We start from the raw sequence: 15,686 nt of genomic DNA on the forward strand, positions 1-15,686 counted from the left end.
TTAATCCGCGAAGTACCAGTAACCGCTGTTGATCAGCACGGTGAGCTGTGCGAGGAAAGAGGGATCGTCCAGCGCATCGCCCAGTTGTTCTGCACCAATAGCAGGATGCTCAGCCAGTGCAAACAGCGCCGCTTTGTGCGTACTGTTTACTTTTTCCCCGTTCACGAAGCAGCTATCTCCAACGCAGATGACCCGCAGGCCGCCTAAACGACGCAGCGGTTCACCCTGTTGCAGATATTCATACACCTCGCCTGCCTGATAAGGTGGCTCCGGCGGTGAGAGATCGAGCTCGTGACGGGACTGGGAAATAAATTCGCCAAACCAGTTCTGGAAATGCTCCGGCTGCTGCACCAGCTCCAGCATCATTTTTTGCAGCGCATCCAGCTCTTGTGGTAGTACGCTGGCGATATGATCGCGGGAGGGGATCTCGGGGTCGCTGTAGCGATAGCTGCCGAGTTCGCGGGAAAGCACATAATCCGCAAAGCCGCTGACCAGCTCGCGAGCATTCGGTGCACGGAAACCTACCGAGTAGTTCAGCGAGTTCTCCAGCGAATAGCCTTCGTGCGGGAAACCCGGTGGAATATAGACGATATCGCCCGGCTCCAGTTCCTCATCAATAATGGCGTCAAACGGATCGACCTGAAGCAGATCAGGATGCGGACAGTGCTGCTTCATCGGGATTTTTTCACCGACGCGCCAGCGGCGACGCCCCGTTCCCTGAATGATGAAAACATCATACTGATCCAGATGTGGCCCTACGCCACCGCCGGGAACGGAAAATGAAATCATCAAATCATCGGTACGCCAGTCCGGCAGCTGTCGAAAGGGCTGCATCAAGGCAGAAGAGGGCTCGTGCCAGTGATCGACGGCCTGTACCAGCAGCGACCAGTTACTTTCCCCCAGATGATCGTAGCTCTCGAAAGGACCGTGGCTGACCTGCCAACGTCCATTCTGATGGCTGACCAGACGGCTATCAACCTCATTTTCCAACGCTAGACCTGCGAGTTCGTCAGGTGAAATCGGGTCGATAAAATGTGTAAAACCGCCTTTAATCAGGAGCGGACGTTTTTGCCAGTAGTTCGCTAAAAAATCCTGCCAGTCGAGATTGAGCTGATAGTCCATACTGTTTTCCAGAAACTTGTTTTTTTGAGGAAATGACTGTTCTTGAAGATATGATTTTTCTTGAAATAATCAGCATTTTAAAACAATCAGTATTTTGGCGATAAATAGATACTCTAAATAATTCGAGTTTCATGCAGGCGGCAAGAGAAGGAGTCCCGATGAGCTTACTCAGGTAAGTGATTCGGGTGAGTGAACGTAGCCAACGTACATGTAACTTGAAGTATGACGAGTATAGCGGAAGCATCGTGCGCTGTACCGCTTTTCACCCCTCATTCTGGCTCAGGTTTTGGCGGGAGAAAATAGCTTCGACTCGGGCACCGCCCAGTGCGCTGTCGCTGATGAGGATCTCACCCTGATACTGTTCGATAATTTCGACGGCAACGGCAAGGCCGATACCTTGTCCGGGGCGCATACGGTCTGCACGTTGCCCACGCAGGAAAATCATTTCGCGCTTGCTTTCGTGGATGCCGGGGCCATCGTCATCAATAATTAGGTGCAGTTTGTGATCGGAGTATTGCACGCTAATTTCGACAAACTCCAGACAGTACTTACAGGCGTTATCGAGAATATTGCCGAGCACTTCCATGAAATCATTCTTCTCACCGACAAAGGTCAACTCGGGCGGAATATCGAGCGTCAACACCACGCCCTTGCGCTGATATACCTTATTTAACGCGGAACACAGGCCATCCAGCAGCGCTGGAACCGAATGCACTTCGCGTATCAGTAGATTATGTTCAGAGCGCACGCTGGCGCGATGCAGGTAGTAACCAATCTGCTGTGAGATGCGGCTGATCTGCGACAGCATGATGGGTTCAGCCTGATCGATCGTGATCTCTTTGCCGGTTCGCAGCGCGCGTAACGTGGTCTGTAAAACCGCCAGCGGCGTTTTCAGGCTATGGGTGAGGTCGGTGAGCGTTGTGCGGTACTTATGGTAGCGCTGGCGTTCGTTATTCAGCAGAATATTCAGGTTTTTTACCAGACTGAACAACTCGCGCGGCGGATTTTCATCCAGCTGTTCGCGCGAGCCTTTCTCCAGCTCTGCGATCTGTTTTACCAAATGCTGAATAGGACGCAGGCTCCAGTGAGCGCCCAGCCACAGCAGGGGAAGCACCAGCAGAAGGTTGGCGATTAATACATAGCTGAACCATTCCCACACCATATCTTCCTGCTGAAGCTCCTGCGGGATGCGATCGACCACAACAATCGTGATGGAGGGGAGATGCTCGGTCTTTGGATAAACGTTCACGGCGATGGAGTGCGTTAACGCATGACTCTGCGCGCCATTCAGCGCTCGCAGATTGCCCAGCAGTAAGGTATTGCCCGTTAATACTGCGCTGCTGGTATTCGTATCGGTATCCAGTTCGTGATAGGCCGTTTTGTTCAGCCACTCTGGATTGATTAGCGCTTCCAACTCGGGAACGTATTTTTCGCGCCAGAGCATATTGCCATGTTCATCGTATATCAACACCAGCGTGGGGAAATTGATATCAATGTCGGGGGGCGTGACGATATTCAACTGGTTATTGCGCCATTGTGCAAGACTGTAGTAAAGGTTACTTTCACCGCGCAGTAAACGGAATGACGTTTTATCAAAGTTGATGCTATAACCGATAATCGCAACGATGCCATAAGCCAGCGACAGCGCCAGTACGATGGCCGCTGTCGCGAGTAAAAAACGAATACGAAGCGAGAACGGTAGCTTTCTATCGCTCATGCTGATCCTGAAGGAGTATCTATATCAAAGCGATATCCTTGTCCGCGTATGGTATTGATGACATCCGGTGCCTCTGCCTGCTGAATTTTCTTACGTAGTCGACCCATCAGCACATCGATGGTGTGACTCTCCCGCAGTTCTGCATCGGGGTACAGCTGTAACATCAGTGACTCTTTGCTGACGACTTTTCCTTTGTTGCGAATCAACGTCTCGATAATTGTGTATTCAAACGCGGTGAGCTTGATCGGGTTGCCGTGGATCATCAGTTCGCGGCGTGATAAGTCGATCTCAAAGGGGAACATGCTGATGACTTGCGATGCTAGTCCGCTGTTGCGCCGCATCAGCGCTTGCAAACGTGCCACGACTTCTTCCATATGGAACGGCTTGGTCACGTAATCGTCTGCCCCGGCTTCGAGCACCGCAACTTTGTCCTGCCAGCCTTCACGGGCGGTCAATACCAGAATCGGGAGTTTGACCTGACGGGCGCGCCAGCGACGGATCATACTCATGCCGTCTTCATCGGGCAATCCCAGATCGAGAATGGCGATATCTGGTGTATTTTCATGTAGAAAATAGTCTGCTTCTTTGGCATCAGATGCTGCATCGACCTGATGCCCCATTTCGTTCATTTGAACGGTCAAATGATGGCGTAATAATACATTATCTTCAACGACCAAAATCCGCATTGCGATATCCTCTGTCGAATAGAAATGGTGATGTTTATCGTACAATTTTATTACACCATGTTTTACGCATTTCCCGCCCGTACATATCATAGTTATATACAAGGAGAATAGTCTATTTTACCCACTGAATTATCCATAGTAGAGAGTAAACCGAATGTAAACGGTGTGAAAATGCTGAGTAATTGTTAATGTAGCTAAGAACTAGCGGGCAGGGCGCCCGCCAGAGAGAGTCGTGATAGAGGATTATTTCAGGTCATTGACCATCGCGATAGCACGGCCGATATAGTTGGCTGGTGTCATCGTCTTCAGACGCGTTTTTTCCGCTTCTGGCAATTCCAAACCATCGATAAACTCCTGAATACCGGCAGCATCAACGCGTTTGCCACGGGTCAGTTCTTTCAGCTTCTCGTACGGTTTTTCAATTCCGTAGCGGCGCATCACTGTTTGGATCGGCTCTGCCAACACTTCCCAGTTGTGATCCAGTTCGTCAGCAAGACGATCGCGGTTCACTTCCAGTTTGCTGATGCCTTTCATCGTGGCTTGATACGCAATCAGCGCATAGCCCACGCCGACGCCCAGATTGCGCAGTACGGTAGAGTCAGTGAGGTCACGCTGCCAACGGGAAACCGGCAGTTTGCTAGCCAGATGCCCCAGAACGGCATTCGCCAGACCCAGGTTGCCTTCCGAGTTTTCGAAGTCAATCGGGTTAACTTTATGCGGCATAGTGGAGGAACCGATTTCGCCAGCAATCGTCTTCTGCTTGAAGTGATTCAGGGCAATGTAGCCCCAAATATCACGGTCAAAGTCGATCAAAATCGTGTTGAAACGCGCGATGCAGTCAAACAGCTCTGCGATGTAATCGTGCGGTTCGATCTGCGTGGTGTACGGGTTCCAGTTGATACCCAGTGAGGTAACAAAACTTTCGCTGAACTGGTGCCAGTCCACTTCTGGGTAGGCTGCCAGATGGGCGTTATAGTTACCGACGGCACCATTAATCTTGCCTAGAATCTCAACCTGTTGCAGTTGGCGATATTGGCGGTCCATACGGTAAGCCACGTTAGCGAACTCTTTACCGATAGTGGACGGCGTAGCGGGCTGGCCGTGTGTACGGGAAAGCAGCGGGATATCGCGGTATTCCTGTGCCAGCGTTTTCAGCGCATCAATGATTTGACGCCAGTGCGGCAGGATCACATCGCGGCGAGCGGTATCCAGCATCAGCGCATGAGACAGGTTGTTGATGTCTTCTGAAGTACAGGCGAAGTGAATGAATTCGTTGACGGCGTGCAGCGCCGGAATAGCGGCAACTTTCTCTTTCAGGAAGTACTCCACGGCTTTCACGTCGTGGTTGGTCGTACGCTCGATCGTTTTAATGCGGGACGCATCTTCTTCACTGAATTCAGCGACAATTTTATCAAGGAAAGCGTTTGCGTCAGCGTCAAATGCAGGAACTTCCTGGATCTCTGCACAGGCTGCCAGTTTTTGCAGCCAACGTACTTCAACCTGCACACGGAATTTCAGCAAACCGAATTCGCTGAAAATGGTGCGCAACGTGCTGACTTTATCGCCGTAGCGTCCATCAATAGGGGAAACGGCGGTCAGTGAGGATAATTCCATCGCAAGCAACTCCTGAGATTGGTTTCAATAACGATTAATTTCGATAAGGACAGTAGTTTTAACAATAATCATTTCGTGACGCTGGCATCACACCAGCGTCGCTCATAACGGCAAGAATACCATCAATCGGCTGGGCAACGCGCCAATATCTGTTTTGCTTCTTTAACCAACTTGCCGCGTGAGAGCATCAGCTGTAGGCGTCCGCCGCCAATTTGCTGCCAGAGCACCGCAGAGCGGATTCCGGCCAGCAGTGCCGCGCGCACTTTAGCTTGCACCTGACTGTTTTTCAGCACTTCCGGTGAACCGGTAACCTGAATACGTGGCCCCAGCGTACTGATGACATCCACGTAAATGGCAGCCAACGCGCTCACAATCGTTTCGGAGAGCAGCTCGAAATGCTCTAGTTGGCGCTCCAACTGCCCGATGCGTTTGCCCAATTCGTCAAGCGCAGCAGACTTCGCATTCAGCTTGCGCTCTAACACAATCAGGCTGAAAGCGTAGCGCGATAGTTCTGCACCCGCGCCTTTATTGCTGCTGGTATTCAGAATCCCTAACAGTGTTTCCAGCCCAACTTTCAGCTTTTGCTCGTCATTACCGTAAACGGCCAGCGTGGACGCCGGATTGAGATTCAAAACGCTGTTCAGCGCGGTATGCAGCACATCGTTATTACAGCTACCCGTATGGGCCAACTGCTGGACTACATACGCCGATTGGCAAACGCCTGCTAACGCCAGCGTAATTTCATAATAATTCTTAGCCACGGTTACTCCTGTAAGCGTTCTTCGATGATGCCGCCGCCAAGGCAAACGTCGTCCAGATAAAAGACGGCGGATTGGCCTGGAGTCACGGCTGCGACAGGCTCATCAAAACGCACGGTAATGCGATCGTCGCCCAGTGGCGTGACGGTGCAGGGGATATCCGCCTGACGATAACGGGTTTTCATCGTACAACGTAATTCAGCGGTGAGCGGCTGACGATCGACCCAGTGTAGCTGCTGTGCGATTAAACCGTACGACATCAGGCGAGGGTGTTCGTGGCCCTGTGCGACATACAGAATATTGTTGGCGACATCTTTATCCACCACGTACCAAGGATCTTCGCCGCCATCTTTGACGCCGCCAATACCCAGACCTTTGCGTTGCCCCAGCGTGTGGTACATCAACCCCTGATGCTGCCCCATCGGTTTGTTGTCATCGACGGACAGAATCGGACCTGGCTGTGCAGGCAGGTAGCGCGCCAGAAAATCGGTGAATTTGCGCTCACCGATGAAGCAAATACCGGTAGAGTCTTTTTTCTTCGCGGTTGCCAGTTCCAGCTCTTCAGCAATTTTACGTACCTGCGGCTTTTCCAGTTCGCCGACCGGGAACAGGCTCTGTGCGATCTGCTCGTGGCTCAGCGTATAAAGAAAATAGCTCTGGTCTTTGTTGCCGTCCATGCCGCGCAATAAACGGCTCTTACCGTCAACGTCGTGACGACGAACATAGTGGCCTGTCGCGATGTAGTCTGCCCCGAGATCCTCGGCGGCGAATTCCAGGAAGGCTTTGAATTTGATTTCTTTATTGCACAGGATATCGGGGTTGGGGGTACGGCCCGCTTTGTATTCTTCAAGGAAGAGTTCAAAAACGTTGTCCCAATATTCAGCGGCAAAGTTGACGGTATGTAATTCGATACCCAGTTTGTCGCAAACGGCCTGCGCATCGGCAAGATCGGTGGCCGCTGAGCAATATTCCGTGTCGTCATCCTCTTCCCAGTTCTTCATGAACAGGCCTTCAACATGATAGCCCTGTTGCTGTAACAGGTAAGCGGAAACGGAGGAGTCAACACCGCCGGACATACCGACAATCACTTTTTTCTGGCTGTTATCTGACATGGGAGTCTCACGAACTGAAATTTACTGACGCATTGATGCGAAAAACAAGCGGCATATTTTAGCATGTTGAGCCGAGGGCTGCATCGCTATTCCTGCCGTGAAGTGGTCAGGCCATTCACGGCAGGTTTAAAACAGATTTCTGTCTAAAAAGGCCAGTTGAACGCGCCCAATACGGTTAACGAATAGCGCTCCGGTTGCTGATAGCAGCGAATGCTTTCGGCCACCAGCGGCGAACGAAGCTGGCGCGAATGTAGAATTTCCTCGGCAGTCAGCCAGCGGCAGCATTCGATATCGCTGTCGTGCGGCTGAGTGTCGACCCGCGTAGGCAGATCGAGCGCGAAGCAAAAGCGTAAAAACGGCGTGTTGTCGGGGGCGATCCATTGGTGCAGACGTAAAAAGCTCTGCGGCGTGGCCTGAATGCCGGTTTCTTCCCACAGCTCACGGCTTGCAGCCTGAATCAGCGTCTCGTCAGCTTCCAGATGGCCCGCGGGCTGGTTCCACAATAATTTATCGTTAATTAACTCTTCGACGACCAGAAAATGGTTTTCGGCCTGAACCACACAGGCGACTGTCACATGGGGTTTAAACATCCATTATCTCCTTCCATTCTCCGGGTAACAGGTTTTCTACCGTCTGATTGGCCATGCCGTATCGAATCAGACGCAATGTAGGATACCCGATATTTGCCGTCATACGACGGACTTGCCGATTACGGCCTTCATAAAGCGTGATTTTTAACCAGCAGTCGGGAATGCTTTTACGCTCGCGTATGGGCGGATTACGCGGCCACAGCCAACTGGGTTCTGGTACGATCTCCGCACCAGCGGGCAGCGTTTTGCCGTCATTCAGATCTAAACCCGTACGAAAGCGCGTCAATGCGGCGTCGTCAGGAATACCTTCGACCTGCACATAGTAAATTTTGGCCGTTTTTTGCGTCGGTTGGGTCAGTCGAGCCTGAAGTTTGCCGTCATTGGTGAGAATCATCAGGCCTTCGCTGTCGCGATCCAGACGCCCGGCGGCATAAATACCGCTAATCGGAATATAATCTTTCAGCGTGCGACGCCCAGCTTCATCAGTGAATTGCGGTAGCACATCGAAGGGTTTATTGAACAAAACGATGCGGCGCGGCGCGTTGTCAGGCGGCCTTTTTCTCGCTGGCTGTGAGCTGAATCGTTTAACTTTGTGATTTTTAACAGAGAATTTATTCATCATCTTTATAGTCGCGGATAACAAAAGCATTATACTCAAATGGTTTGCGATTGGCGCGGGCTAAATATTCAAGTAGTATTGACACGTATCTTACAAGTCATTAACAAAATTGCGCTCGAAGGAGAGGTTAATGGAAAGCAAAGTAGTTGTACCGACAGAAGGTCAGAAAATCACGGTTGATGCTCAAGGTAAACTGGTTGTTCCAAACAACCCGGTCATTCCGTTTATCGAAGGTGACGGCATCGGTATCGATGTAACGCCAGCCATGATCAACGTCGTTGACGCCGCCGTGAAGAAAGCCTATCAAGGCAAGCGCACGATTTCCTGGATGGAGATCTACACGGGTGAAAAATCCACGCAGGTCTACGGTAAAGATGTCTGGCTGCCGGAAGAAACGCTGGATTTGATTCGTGAATATCGTGTGGCGATTAAGGGCCCGCTGACAACGCCAGTCGGCGGTGGTATTCGTTCTCTGAACGTTGCACTGCGCCAACAGTTGGATCTGTATGTTTGCCTGCGTCCGGTACGCTACTACGAAGGTACACCTAGCCCGGTTAAACAGCCTGAGCTGACCGACATGGTAATCTTCCGCGAAAACGCCGAAGACATCTATGCAGGTATCGAGTGGAAAGCGGGTTCTGCTGAAGCAGACAAAGTGATCAAATTCCTGCGTGAAGAAATGGGTGTTAGTAAAATCCGTTTCCCTGAGCAGTGCGGTATCGGCGTGAAGCCGTGTTCCGAAGAAGGTACCAAACGTCTGGTTCGCGCCGCTATCGAATACGCGATCACCAACGACCGTGACTCCCTCACGCTGGTACACAAAGGCAACATCATGAAATTCACCGAAGGCGCGTTCAAAGACTGGGGTTACCAGTTGGCGCGTGAAGAATTCGGCGGTGAGCTGATCGATGGCGGCCCGTGGGTGAAAATCAAGAACCCGAACACCGGCAAAGAGGTCGTGGTAAAAGACGTGATCGCCGATGCATTCCTGCAACAAATCCTGTTGCGTCCTGCTGAATACGATGTGATCGCCTGTATGAACCTGAACGGTGACTACATTTCCGATGCATTGGCAGCACAGGTTGGCGGTATCGGTATTGCTCCGGGTGCGAACATTGGTGACGAATGTGCACTGTTTGAAGCTACGCACGGTACAGCACCGAAATATGCGGGTCAGGACAAAGTGAACCCAGGTTCCGTGATTCTGTCTGCTGAAATGATGTTACGTCACCTGCAATGGTTCGAAGCGGCTGACCTGATTGTTAAGGGCGTTGAAGGCGCGATCAAGAACAAGACCGTGACTTACGATTTCGAACGTCTGATGGAAGGTGCTACGCTGCGTAAATGTAGCGAGTTCGCGCAGGACATCATCGATAACATGTAATCCAGTGTTAAGCATGGGTTAACAATAGGGGCCTCGATTGGCCCCTTATTTTTTGTGTTAAAAACCTTTCCCCAAAACCCTCCCCCAAAATGTTTCCCCAAAACCGTTCAATAACTAGGCTAGTTTTGTGCCGATAATCACCTAATCCTTACCTCTGTCATCGTTATATTTGTCAGTCATTTTCCTCGATCTGTGACCTGGTAGTTTCTGAGTGTCGATCCCTCGATCGCGATAAAGCCTTTCTGAAAGAAATCGCTGTTCGTGAAAGGTTGGCTCAGTTCCCTAATCCCATATCGATCCGTTTTTATCTCTGACTTTTTGAATGTAGAAGTCAGTATTTTTGTTGATACGCGTTGCGTATACGGGCGGTTGTTGGAGAAAAATAATGTTGGAGGCGGTGTTATACGGAGTTTTCACACTAGCGGTGATTTTCGCTCTGGAATATCACGACGTCCACAATGAGATTGCCCATCAGGACAATCAGCACAAATATTAAAGTGAATTCAGATGAAAAGCAGACTGTTTACAGGACAATTATCAAATGTGACCCGGTCGGTCGTCAGTGCGTTAGCGATGATGTTACTGACCGGTTGCTTGGCTACACGTACCGTTTACGTGCCAGCGCAATGCATTCCATTACCAACGGAACTGACTCAGCCGGTATTGGTTCCACTGCCACCGGTTGCAGACTGGCATATGCGCAGGCTGTTTATTGGATTGATCCGCTATTGACGGCTATTGATCAAGCTAACAATCAGCTTTCTGGAATACGCAGAACGGAATCCATTTATTCCTCGCAATAGTGGGGATATTTTATCAAGAGGAAGTGAAATGAAAAAATACGTTATTGCGCTAATGTGCCTGTTTTCAGTTTCAGCATTTGCAGAGACCTATAAAGGCTATCCTGATATCCCAGGCAATGCAGTTGGTTTTGCTACAGGGGTCATCAGTTATACTCCAGGGAAAAATGTAGACTCAAATCGTAAAGTGCCAGAGCGGGTTTTGGGGGAGCCTACTGTTTACAGTACCGGTAATGCGTCATTATCTCTTGGTTCAGCAGGCAGTATGGTTGTCGGTTTTGCTCCGTACGCTATTAAGAAAAGTGGCACAGCAGACGCTGATTTTTATATTTATGAAGTTGGGATTTACGAATCATGGGATGCTTATGTTTCTAATGATGGCAATTTATGGATCAAGGCTACTGCGGTATTTACTGAGATCAATCCTGAGCCGGACAGTATCGTCGCAACTCGTGGTTCAGTTATTGGCTATGATGTTGACGTTATTGATTCGACAGAAGATTCATTTGCCTATCTAAAAATCGTAGACACGAGCCTATCATCCTATACAGGGTCAGCCGGTTCAGATATTGATTCTATTGTTATTACGAGTGCTAAAGCACTCGGCACTGAAATATTTGTCGACACCGACTCACGCAACGGCAAGGTTTACAATCTGTATCAGAATGATGTCACTGGAGCAGTAGGCGTCAAAATCATTAATAAAGATAACGTTGTGTCGTATGTCCCTTTCTCTACCGATGACTCTTTGAAGGCTATGGCATTATCGCTACAAGGTGATTTCAATTGTGATGATGAAAAAGATATTAACATCTTGGCAGCGCGTAAATCTGATAACACCTACTTAAACATCATCAAGCAGCAAAATGGCACAGCCATTAAAACTATCGATAACTCAGTTATCAAATAAGGCATTACAGCAGGCATTCACTGAGTGCCTGTGATAATGCTACATTAATTTTTTCAAATATTCGGGATCGCTTATAAAAACTGATAAAGATTATTTGAAGGGGTTACTGGCTGAGGGATCCCCACAAAATCAGCGCTAATAAACCAACACCATACTTCGGTAGGTTTTGGCGAGGTGGTTAAGAACGGTGTTCAACACCGTTCGTCTTAACATTAGCGGAGAGTGTCGCAGGACATTCTCCGCTAACGTCATATACGAGATTACCCGCCGCGATTTGATGCTGTTGGCCTGATATTTCAGGTGTAGTCCTTTATTTTCAGCTTCATAGCCCAAAAGCCAGAGAACTGCTGTTGCCAGCGTCGCGAGCAGACTCAGTACCAACAGGCGTCCTACCGTACCACTGTGACTGGCACGCAGACCAAAACCAAAGCGTTCGCTTTTCTCGTCACGAAAATTCTGTTCAATCTGCATTCTGCAGCTGTAAATTTTCATCACTTCACGCGGCTTAAATTCATCTGTACTGCTGAAAATAAGCCAGGGGTCTTTAGCTGCTGAGCGCCCGTCGCGCTCCTGCGACTTACGCTTAATACGGCAGCGGGCATGGTGATGCTTTCTGCCTTTCGCCTCTTTTTTATGCAGGTAAAAATGACCGTCACAACGGGAATACTCTGCACGGGCGAATGTACCCGGCCCGAGATATTCCGGTTTATTACTGGCCTTCAGTTCCTGTCTTCTGAACCAGTGCTCCCCCTTTCTGTTCAGTCGGAGCAGAGTCGTTCTGTAGTGGTCAAGTAATACTGGCCACAGTTTTACAGTAAGAATGGTATCTGTTCTCTGATTCTTCCGGTGTTAGCCCCCCGTTGTAATGATGAGGTCTGACGCTATTGTAGTAATTCAGGATATAACCGCCGATTTGTCGCCGGGCCTCGTCCTTACCTGCGTAACCATTTGTCGGCACCCATTCTGTTTTCAGACTATGGAAGAAGCGTTCCATGGGGCTGTTATCCCAGCAGTTTCCCCGCCAGCTGACGCTTTGCTTTATTCTGTAACGCCAGAGAACTTGTTGATATTTAAGGCCTGTATACTGGCTCCCTGGTCGCTATGGAACATGACATCACGGGGTTGACCATGCGTCTCATAGGCCATACGCAGAGCACTGCTTATCAGTGTGGTATCGGGATGCGCCGACAGACTCCAGCCGATAACCCTGCGGGCAAAAAGATCCATAACAACCGCCAGATAGCACCAGCGATTTCCTGCCCAGATATACGTAATATCTCCACACCATACCCGGTCTGGCTCCAGCACAGCGAACTGGCGCTCAAGCAAATTCGGCAGGCAGGTATGCTCTTGACGGGCATTTTTGTACTGATGTTTTCCGGGCTGGCAACTGCTCAGGTTCAGATATTTCATCAGACGCCCGGCACGGTAACGTGTCATCGGAACACCATCCTGGGTCAGCATTTCAGCAAGAGTGCGTGCGCCTGCTGAGCCTCGGCTCTGGTTCCACGCCCGGCGTATTTCGCTGTACAGCCTGACTCGTGCCGGATTGACAGTATCGCGCCGTTTTCGCCAGTACCGATAACTGCTACGGTGTATTTCCAGCGCGGAACAAAGGCTTAAAATTGTGTGGCTGTCACTGAGTCTGGCGGCTATCGTGAACCGTTCAGTGAGTCGGACATCAAGAGTGCGGTAGCCTTTTTTAATATCGTATTCTGTTCCTCCAGACGACGAACCTGCTTTTCCAGCTCGCGAATACGTTGCTGCTCTGCAGTAATGGGAGTTGCAGAGGGCGTAATCCCCTGACGCTCTCGCCTTAGCTGGCGCACCCAGCTCTCAAGCGTTGTAGAACCTACATTCATCGCTTCACTGGCTTGTCGATATGAGTAGCCCTTATCAACAATCAGCTGTGCACATTCCAGCCTGAACTCAGGGGTGAAAGTACGCTTAGTTTTCTTGTTCATTAAGTCACCTGTTTTATGTTGTGGTGAGAATATCACCTTTAATCAGGTGGCCAAATTTACTGTGCCACTACAAGATTGAGGGGCGCTGTTTAGTGCATCCTGTACTTCCGGGGCGGAGTACATTTCTGCGCCAGTATTCTGATATGACCTGTCAGGGGACTTTGGCTAGCTTTTTATATCATCAGGAGATATCTTTTTATCTTTAAAAAATGGATTTGAAATTAAATATATTCCTATTAAATAGTTTGATTCTGTATTAAATTCAGCCATCACAAATGTATTGCTTTGCAAATAAAGTGTAGGTGAAAAATAAATTATGCGTAATAATTTAGGTGTCATTAAAAAATTTAATTATTACCGAATAATACTATTTAAATTAAAATTATTTATAAGGTAAATAATATCCCGCCCATATTTTCATCTATCCTGTGACTGAACTGAATACAATGATTTGTTTTTATCCATTCAATATTTTTAACTATATTGTTCGCTTTTTCTTCGTATGTGTTTTTATTTAATCCTGTAAACTCAAGGCTAAATATCCTAATGGAATCGGGGAAATCACCCTCGAACGGGAGATATATCAATGAAGGACCATGCGCTTTCTATTCTGATTTCATTTTTGACGATCTCATCTCGTTGAGCCAATCCTGCGCGTCGCTGGCTTGCGATCCGCTGGTTAGACCGTTGCCGTTTTAACGGCTGCTATCTGCCGTTTGTCGGTACGGGTTTTATTCATTAAGTGAAGGAAATCACAATGCAATACACTGGGAAGTACCTGAAGAAAACAGTGCTGATGCTGGCCATGATGGCCGGGCTCAGCGTCGGGCAAAGTCAGGCGGGCGTCGAAATTGAGACGCGCTCGCTGGATCAAATCTATCAGAGTGCGTTGAGAGAAGGCGGTACGGTCACCGTTTATGCCGGTGGCGATGTGCAGTCACAGCAGGCGGGTTTCAAGCGGGCATTTGAGACACGTTTTCCTGGCATGAAACTGAATGTGATTGTCGATTACAGCAAATACCATGATGCTCGTATCGATAACCAATTGGCGACCGGCACCCTGATTCCTGATGTGGTGCAACTGCAAACAGTGCAGAATTTTCCACGCTGGAAAAAAGAAGGCGTGCTGCTGAATTACAAAGCGCGTGGTTGGGACAAAATATACCCGGAATTCCGTGATGCAGATGGGGCCTGGACCGGTGCCTATGTCATCGCGTTCAGTAACCTGGTCAATACCCAGCTTCTGGATGAAAAATCCTGGCCGCGTGAGGTTAATGATTACCTTCGTCCCAATCTAAGAGGTAATTTGATTCTGGCTTATCCGAACGACGACGATGCAGTACTGTTCTGGTACAAGCTGGTCGTGGATAAATACGGCTGGGATTTTGTGAAAAAATTGCAGGAGCAGGATCCCGTCTATGTGCGCGGCACCAACGTGCCCGGCGCTGAAATCGCGACAGGAAAATACAGCGCGACCTTTACCAGTTCCGGTGCACTTGTGCCAGCAGCCGATGCTGTGACCCGCTTTGTGCTGCCGAAGTCCGATCCTTTTGTCTCCTGGGCGCAACGTGCCGCCATCTTCAAACAGGCGAAACACCCGGAAAGTGCCAAGCTGTACCTGAGCTGGGTGCTGGATCCGCAAACGCAGACTCAGGTCTCGCGTATGTGGTCGGTGCGCACCGACGTTGAGCCGCCAGTAGGTTACAAACATATCTGGGAATACCGTAACACTCGTCCGCAGGCATTTGCTGATTTCATGTACGATCGCGGTGCGGTCGAGCGCTTCCGCGCACAGATGAGCCTGTATGTCGGTGAAGCGAAAGGCGAACCCACGCCGGGCTGGCTTGGTGTGAACCCAGAGGTGCCTCTGGTTAACTAGCACTTGAGAACCTTTAACCTATGCTGATCACATTAATAGTGGTCAGCATTGCACTATGTATAAGCATAACATCACACTTTGTTATGGTGCTCTCGTTCTGTGAATGGTAAAGCTGGGGAGGGAATCCCCCCGAAAAAGCAGAGTGTTTATAAGTGGAACTTTCTCGTAATCTGAATACAGGAGATTCTTTATGAAAAGATCCTGCTTTACTGGTGCCAGACCATCACCATTCTCAAGCAGATTGAAGCCAGCACCTATTGATTTTTCGAGAAACTACAGTTAAGGATGAAGTTATTAACTGCTACAGGCCATTTAATTTATTTGATTATCCGCAGAGTATTCAAAGCTATTTACGGTTAATAAATCACTTCACTTAGCAGCCTCATTATAATTGTACCTAAAATTTAGCAAATGTCTTATTGCTCTATTGATTAATTCACCATGTTTGGTAATATCCAGAAGCATTCTCATTTAATCGAAACTAATGTCTCTAGGGATGTTGGTTTTTATTTTTCCGTAAAATAAAAGTGG

General features: G+C 49.2%; 13 protein-coding genes and 3 pseudogenes. 5 read left to right on the top strand and 11 right to left on the bottom strand.

The window, feature by feature from the left end; all coding sequences use genetic code 11:
* The 8 genes from LOZ86_RS10475 to rluE all read right to left on the bottom strand — a co-directional run bounded on the left by LOZ86_RS10475 (nt 1) and on the right by rluE (nt 8,218).
* Nucleotides 1-1,122: a ribosomal protein uL16 3-hydroxylase gene (locus LOZ86_RS10475; protein WP_039480057.1), complete on the bottom strand. Its 1,122-nt coding sequence runs from the start codon at nt 1,120-1,122 to the stop codon at nt 1-3.
* Nucleotides 1,123-1,384: 262 nt separating this feature from the next.
* Nucleotides 1,385-2,839, bottom strand: a complete 1,455-nt coding sequence (gene phoQ / locus LOZ86_RS10480; RefSeq protein WP_039480059.1) for a two-component system sensor histidine kinase PhoQ — start codon at nt 2,837-2,839, stop codon at nt 1,385-1,387.
* Nucleotides 2,836-3,525 (bottom strand): two-component system response regulator PhoP, encoded by a 690-nt coding sequence (gene phoP / locus LOZ86_RS10485; RefSeq protein ID WP_039480061.1) that lies wholly within the window; start codon nt 3,523-3,525, stop codon nt 2,836-2,838. The genes phoQ and phoP overlap by 4 nt, the downstream gene beginning before the upstream one ends.
* Nucleotides 3,526-3,768: 243 nt before the next feature.
* A complete protein-coding gene (purB, locus tag LOZ86_RS10490) occupies nt 3,769-5,139 on the bottom strand; it encodes an adenylosuccinate lyase (protein ID WP_039480063.1) in 1,371 nt (456 codons plus the stop codon).
* 122 nt (nt 5,140-5,261) lie between these two features.
* Nucleotides 5,262-5,900, bottom strand: a complete 639-nt coding sequence (gene hflD, locus LOZ86_RS10495; protein ID WP_039480065.1) for a high frequency lysogenization protein HflD — start codon at nt 5,898-5,900, stop codon at nt 5,262-5,264.
* Nucleotides 5,901-5,902: 2 nt separating this feature from the next.
* Nucleotides 5,903-7,009 carry a tRNA 2-thiouridine(34) synthase MnmA gene (gene mnmA / locus LOZ86_RS10500; protein ID WP_039480068.1) on the bottom strand — a complete coding sequence of 369 codons (1,107 nt, stop codon included), beginning with the start codon at nt 7,007-7,009 and terminating at the stop codon, nt 5,903-5,905.
* Between the two features lie 143 nt (nt 7,010-7,152).
* Nucleotides 7,153-7,599, bottom strand: a complete 447-nt coding sequence (locus LOZ86_RS10505; protein ID WP_039480069.1) for an NUDIX hydrolase — start codon at nt 7,597-7,599, stop codon at nt 7,153-7,155.
* Nucleotides 7,592-8,218 (bottom strand): 23S rRNA pseudouridine(2457) synthase RluE, encoded by a 627-nt coding sequence (gene rluE / locus LOZ86_RS10510; protein WP_165707487.1) that lies wholly within the window; start codon nt 8,216-8,218, stop codon nt 7,592-7,594. Before rluE ends, LOZ86_RS10505 begins: the two co-directional genes overlap by 8 nt.
* Nucleotides 8,219-8,348: 130 nt before the next feature.
* On the opposite strand from rluE, the gene icd reads away from it, so the two are divergent.
* Nucleotides 8,349-9,602, top strand: coding sequence for an NADP-dependent isocitrate dehydrogenase (gene icd, locus LOZ86_RS10515; RefSeq protein WP_111778702.1), 1,254 nt, complete (start codon nt 8,349-8,351; stop codon nt 9,600-9,602).
* A 141-nt stretch (nt 9,603-9,743) separates the two neighbouring features.
* On the opposite strand, the pseudogene LOZ86_RS10520 reads toward icd, so the two are convergent.
* Nucleotides 9,744-9,955 (bottom strand): annotated as a pseudogene (locus LOZ86_RS10520) (site-specific integrase); the annotation flags it as partial.
* A gap of 32 nt (nt 9,956-9,987) precedes the next feature.
* Here LOZ86_RS10520 and LOZ86_RS10525 point away from each other — a divergent pair.
* From LOZ86_RS10525 to LOZ86_RS10535, 3 genes are all read left to right on the top strand, one after another.
* The gene (locus LOZ86_RS10525) at nt 9,988-10,098 is read left to right on the top strand and encodes a hypothetical protein (protein ID WP_080728023.1); all 111 of its coding nucleotides are present in this window, start codon (nt 9,988-9,990) and stop codon (nt 10,096-10,098) included.
* 47 nt (nt 10,099-10,145) lie between these two features.
* Nucleotides 10,146-10,334, top strand: coding sequence for a hypothetical protein (locus LOZ86_RS10530; protein WP_131522947.1), 189 nt, complete (start codon nt 10,146-10,148; stop codon nt 10,332-10,334).
* A gap of 99 nt (nt 10,335-10,433) precedes the next feature.
* Nucleotides 10,434-11,312 (top strand): hypothetical protein, encoded by an 879-nt coding sequence (locus tag LOZ86_RS10535; protein ID WP_039480074.1) that lies wholly within the window; start codon nt 10,434-10,436, stop codon nt 11,310-11,312.
* Nucleotides 11,313-11,447: 135 nt separating this feature from the next.
* Here the strand turns inward: LOZ86_RS10535 and LOZ86_RS10540 are convergent.
* Nucleotides 11,448-12,074 (bottom strand): annotated as a pseudogene (locus tag LOZ86_RS10540) (IS4 family transposase); the annotation flags it as partial.
* A gap of 25 nt (nt 12,075-12,099) precedes the next feature.
* A pseudogene (locus tag LOZ86_RS10545) lies at nt 12,100-13,276 on the bottom strand (IS3 family transposase).
* Between the two features lie 757 nt (nt 13,277-14,033).
* Here LOZ86_RS10545 and LOZ86_RS10550 point away from each other — a divergent pair.
* A complete protein-coding gene (locus tag LOZ86_RS10550) occupies nt 14,034-15,155 on the top strand; it encodes an ABC transporter substrate-binding protein (protein ID WP_010295561.1) in 1,122 nt (373 codons plus the stop codon).
* The last annotated feature ends 531 nt before the right edge of the window (nt 15,156-15,686 follow it).

This window comes from Pectobacterium parvum, assembly GCF_020971565.1.
In the GTDB taxonomy this organism is placed as follows: Bacteria; Pseudomonadota; Gammaproteobacteria; order Enterobacterales; family Enterobacteriaceae; genus Pectobacterium; species Pectobacterium polare.

Coding starts and splice junctions, on each gene's coding strand:
- LOZ86_RS10525 (WP_080728023.1), top strand. CDS start 9,988: ATGTTGGAGGCGGTGTTATACGGAGTTTTCACACTAGCGGTGATTTTC.
- icd (WP_111778702.1), top strand. CDS start 8,349: ATGGAAAGCAAAGTAGTTGTACCGACAGAAGGTCAGAAAATCACGGTT.
- LOZ86_RS10535 (WP_039480074.1), top strand. CDS start 10,434: ATGAAAAAATACGTTATTGCGCTAATGTGCCTGTTTTCAGTTTCAGCA.
- LOZ86_RS10475 (WP_039480057.1), bottom strand. CDS start 1,122: ATGGACTATCAGCTCAATCTCGACTGGCAGGATTTTTTAGCGAACTAC.
- LOZ86_RS10550 (WP_010295561.1), top strand. CDS start 14,034: ATGCAATACACTGGGAAGTACCTGAAGAAAACAGTGCTGATGCTGGCC.
- phoP (WP_039480061.1), bottom strand. CDS start 3,525: ATGCGGATTTTGGTCGTTGAAGATAATGTATTATTACGCCATCATTTG.
- purB (WP_039480063.1), bottom strand. CDS start 5,139: ATGGAATTATCCTCACTGACCGCCGTTTCCCCTATTGATGGACGCTAC.
- LOZ86_RS10505 (WP_039480069.1), bottom strand. CDS start 7,599: ATGTTTAAACCCCATGTGACAGTCGCCTGTGTGGTTCAGGCCGAAAAC.
- rluE (WP_165707487.1), bottom strand. CDS start 8,218: ATGAATAAATTCTCTGTTAAAAATCACAAAGTTAAACGATTCAGCTCA.
- phoQ (WP_039480059.1), bottom strand. CDS start 2,839: ATGAGCGATAGAAAGCTACCGTTCTCGCTTCGTATTCGTTTTTTACTC.
- mnmA (WP_039480068.1), bottom strand. CDS start 7,009: ATGTCAGATAACAGCCAGAAAAAAGTGATTGTCGGTATGTCCGGCGGT.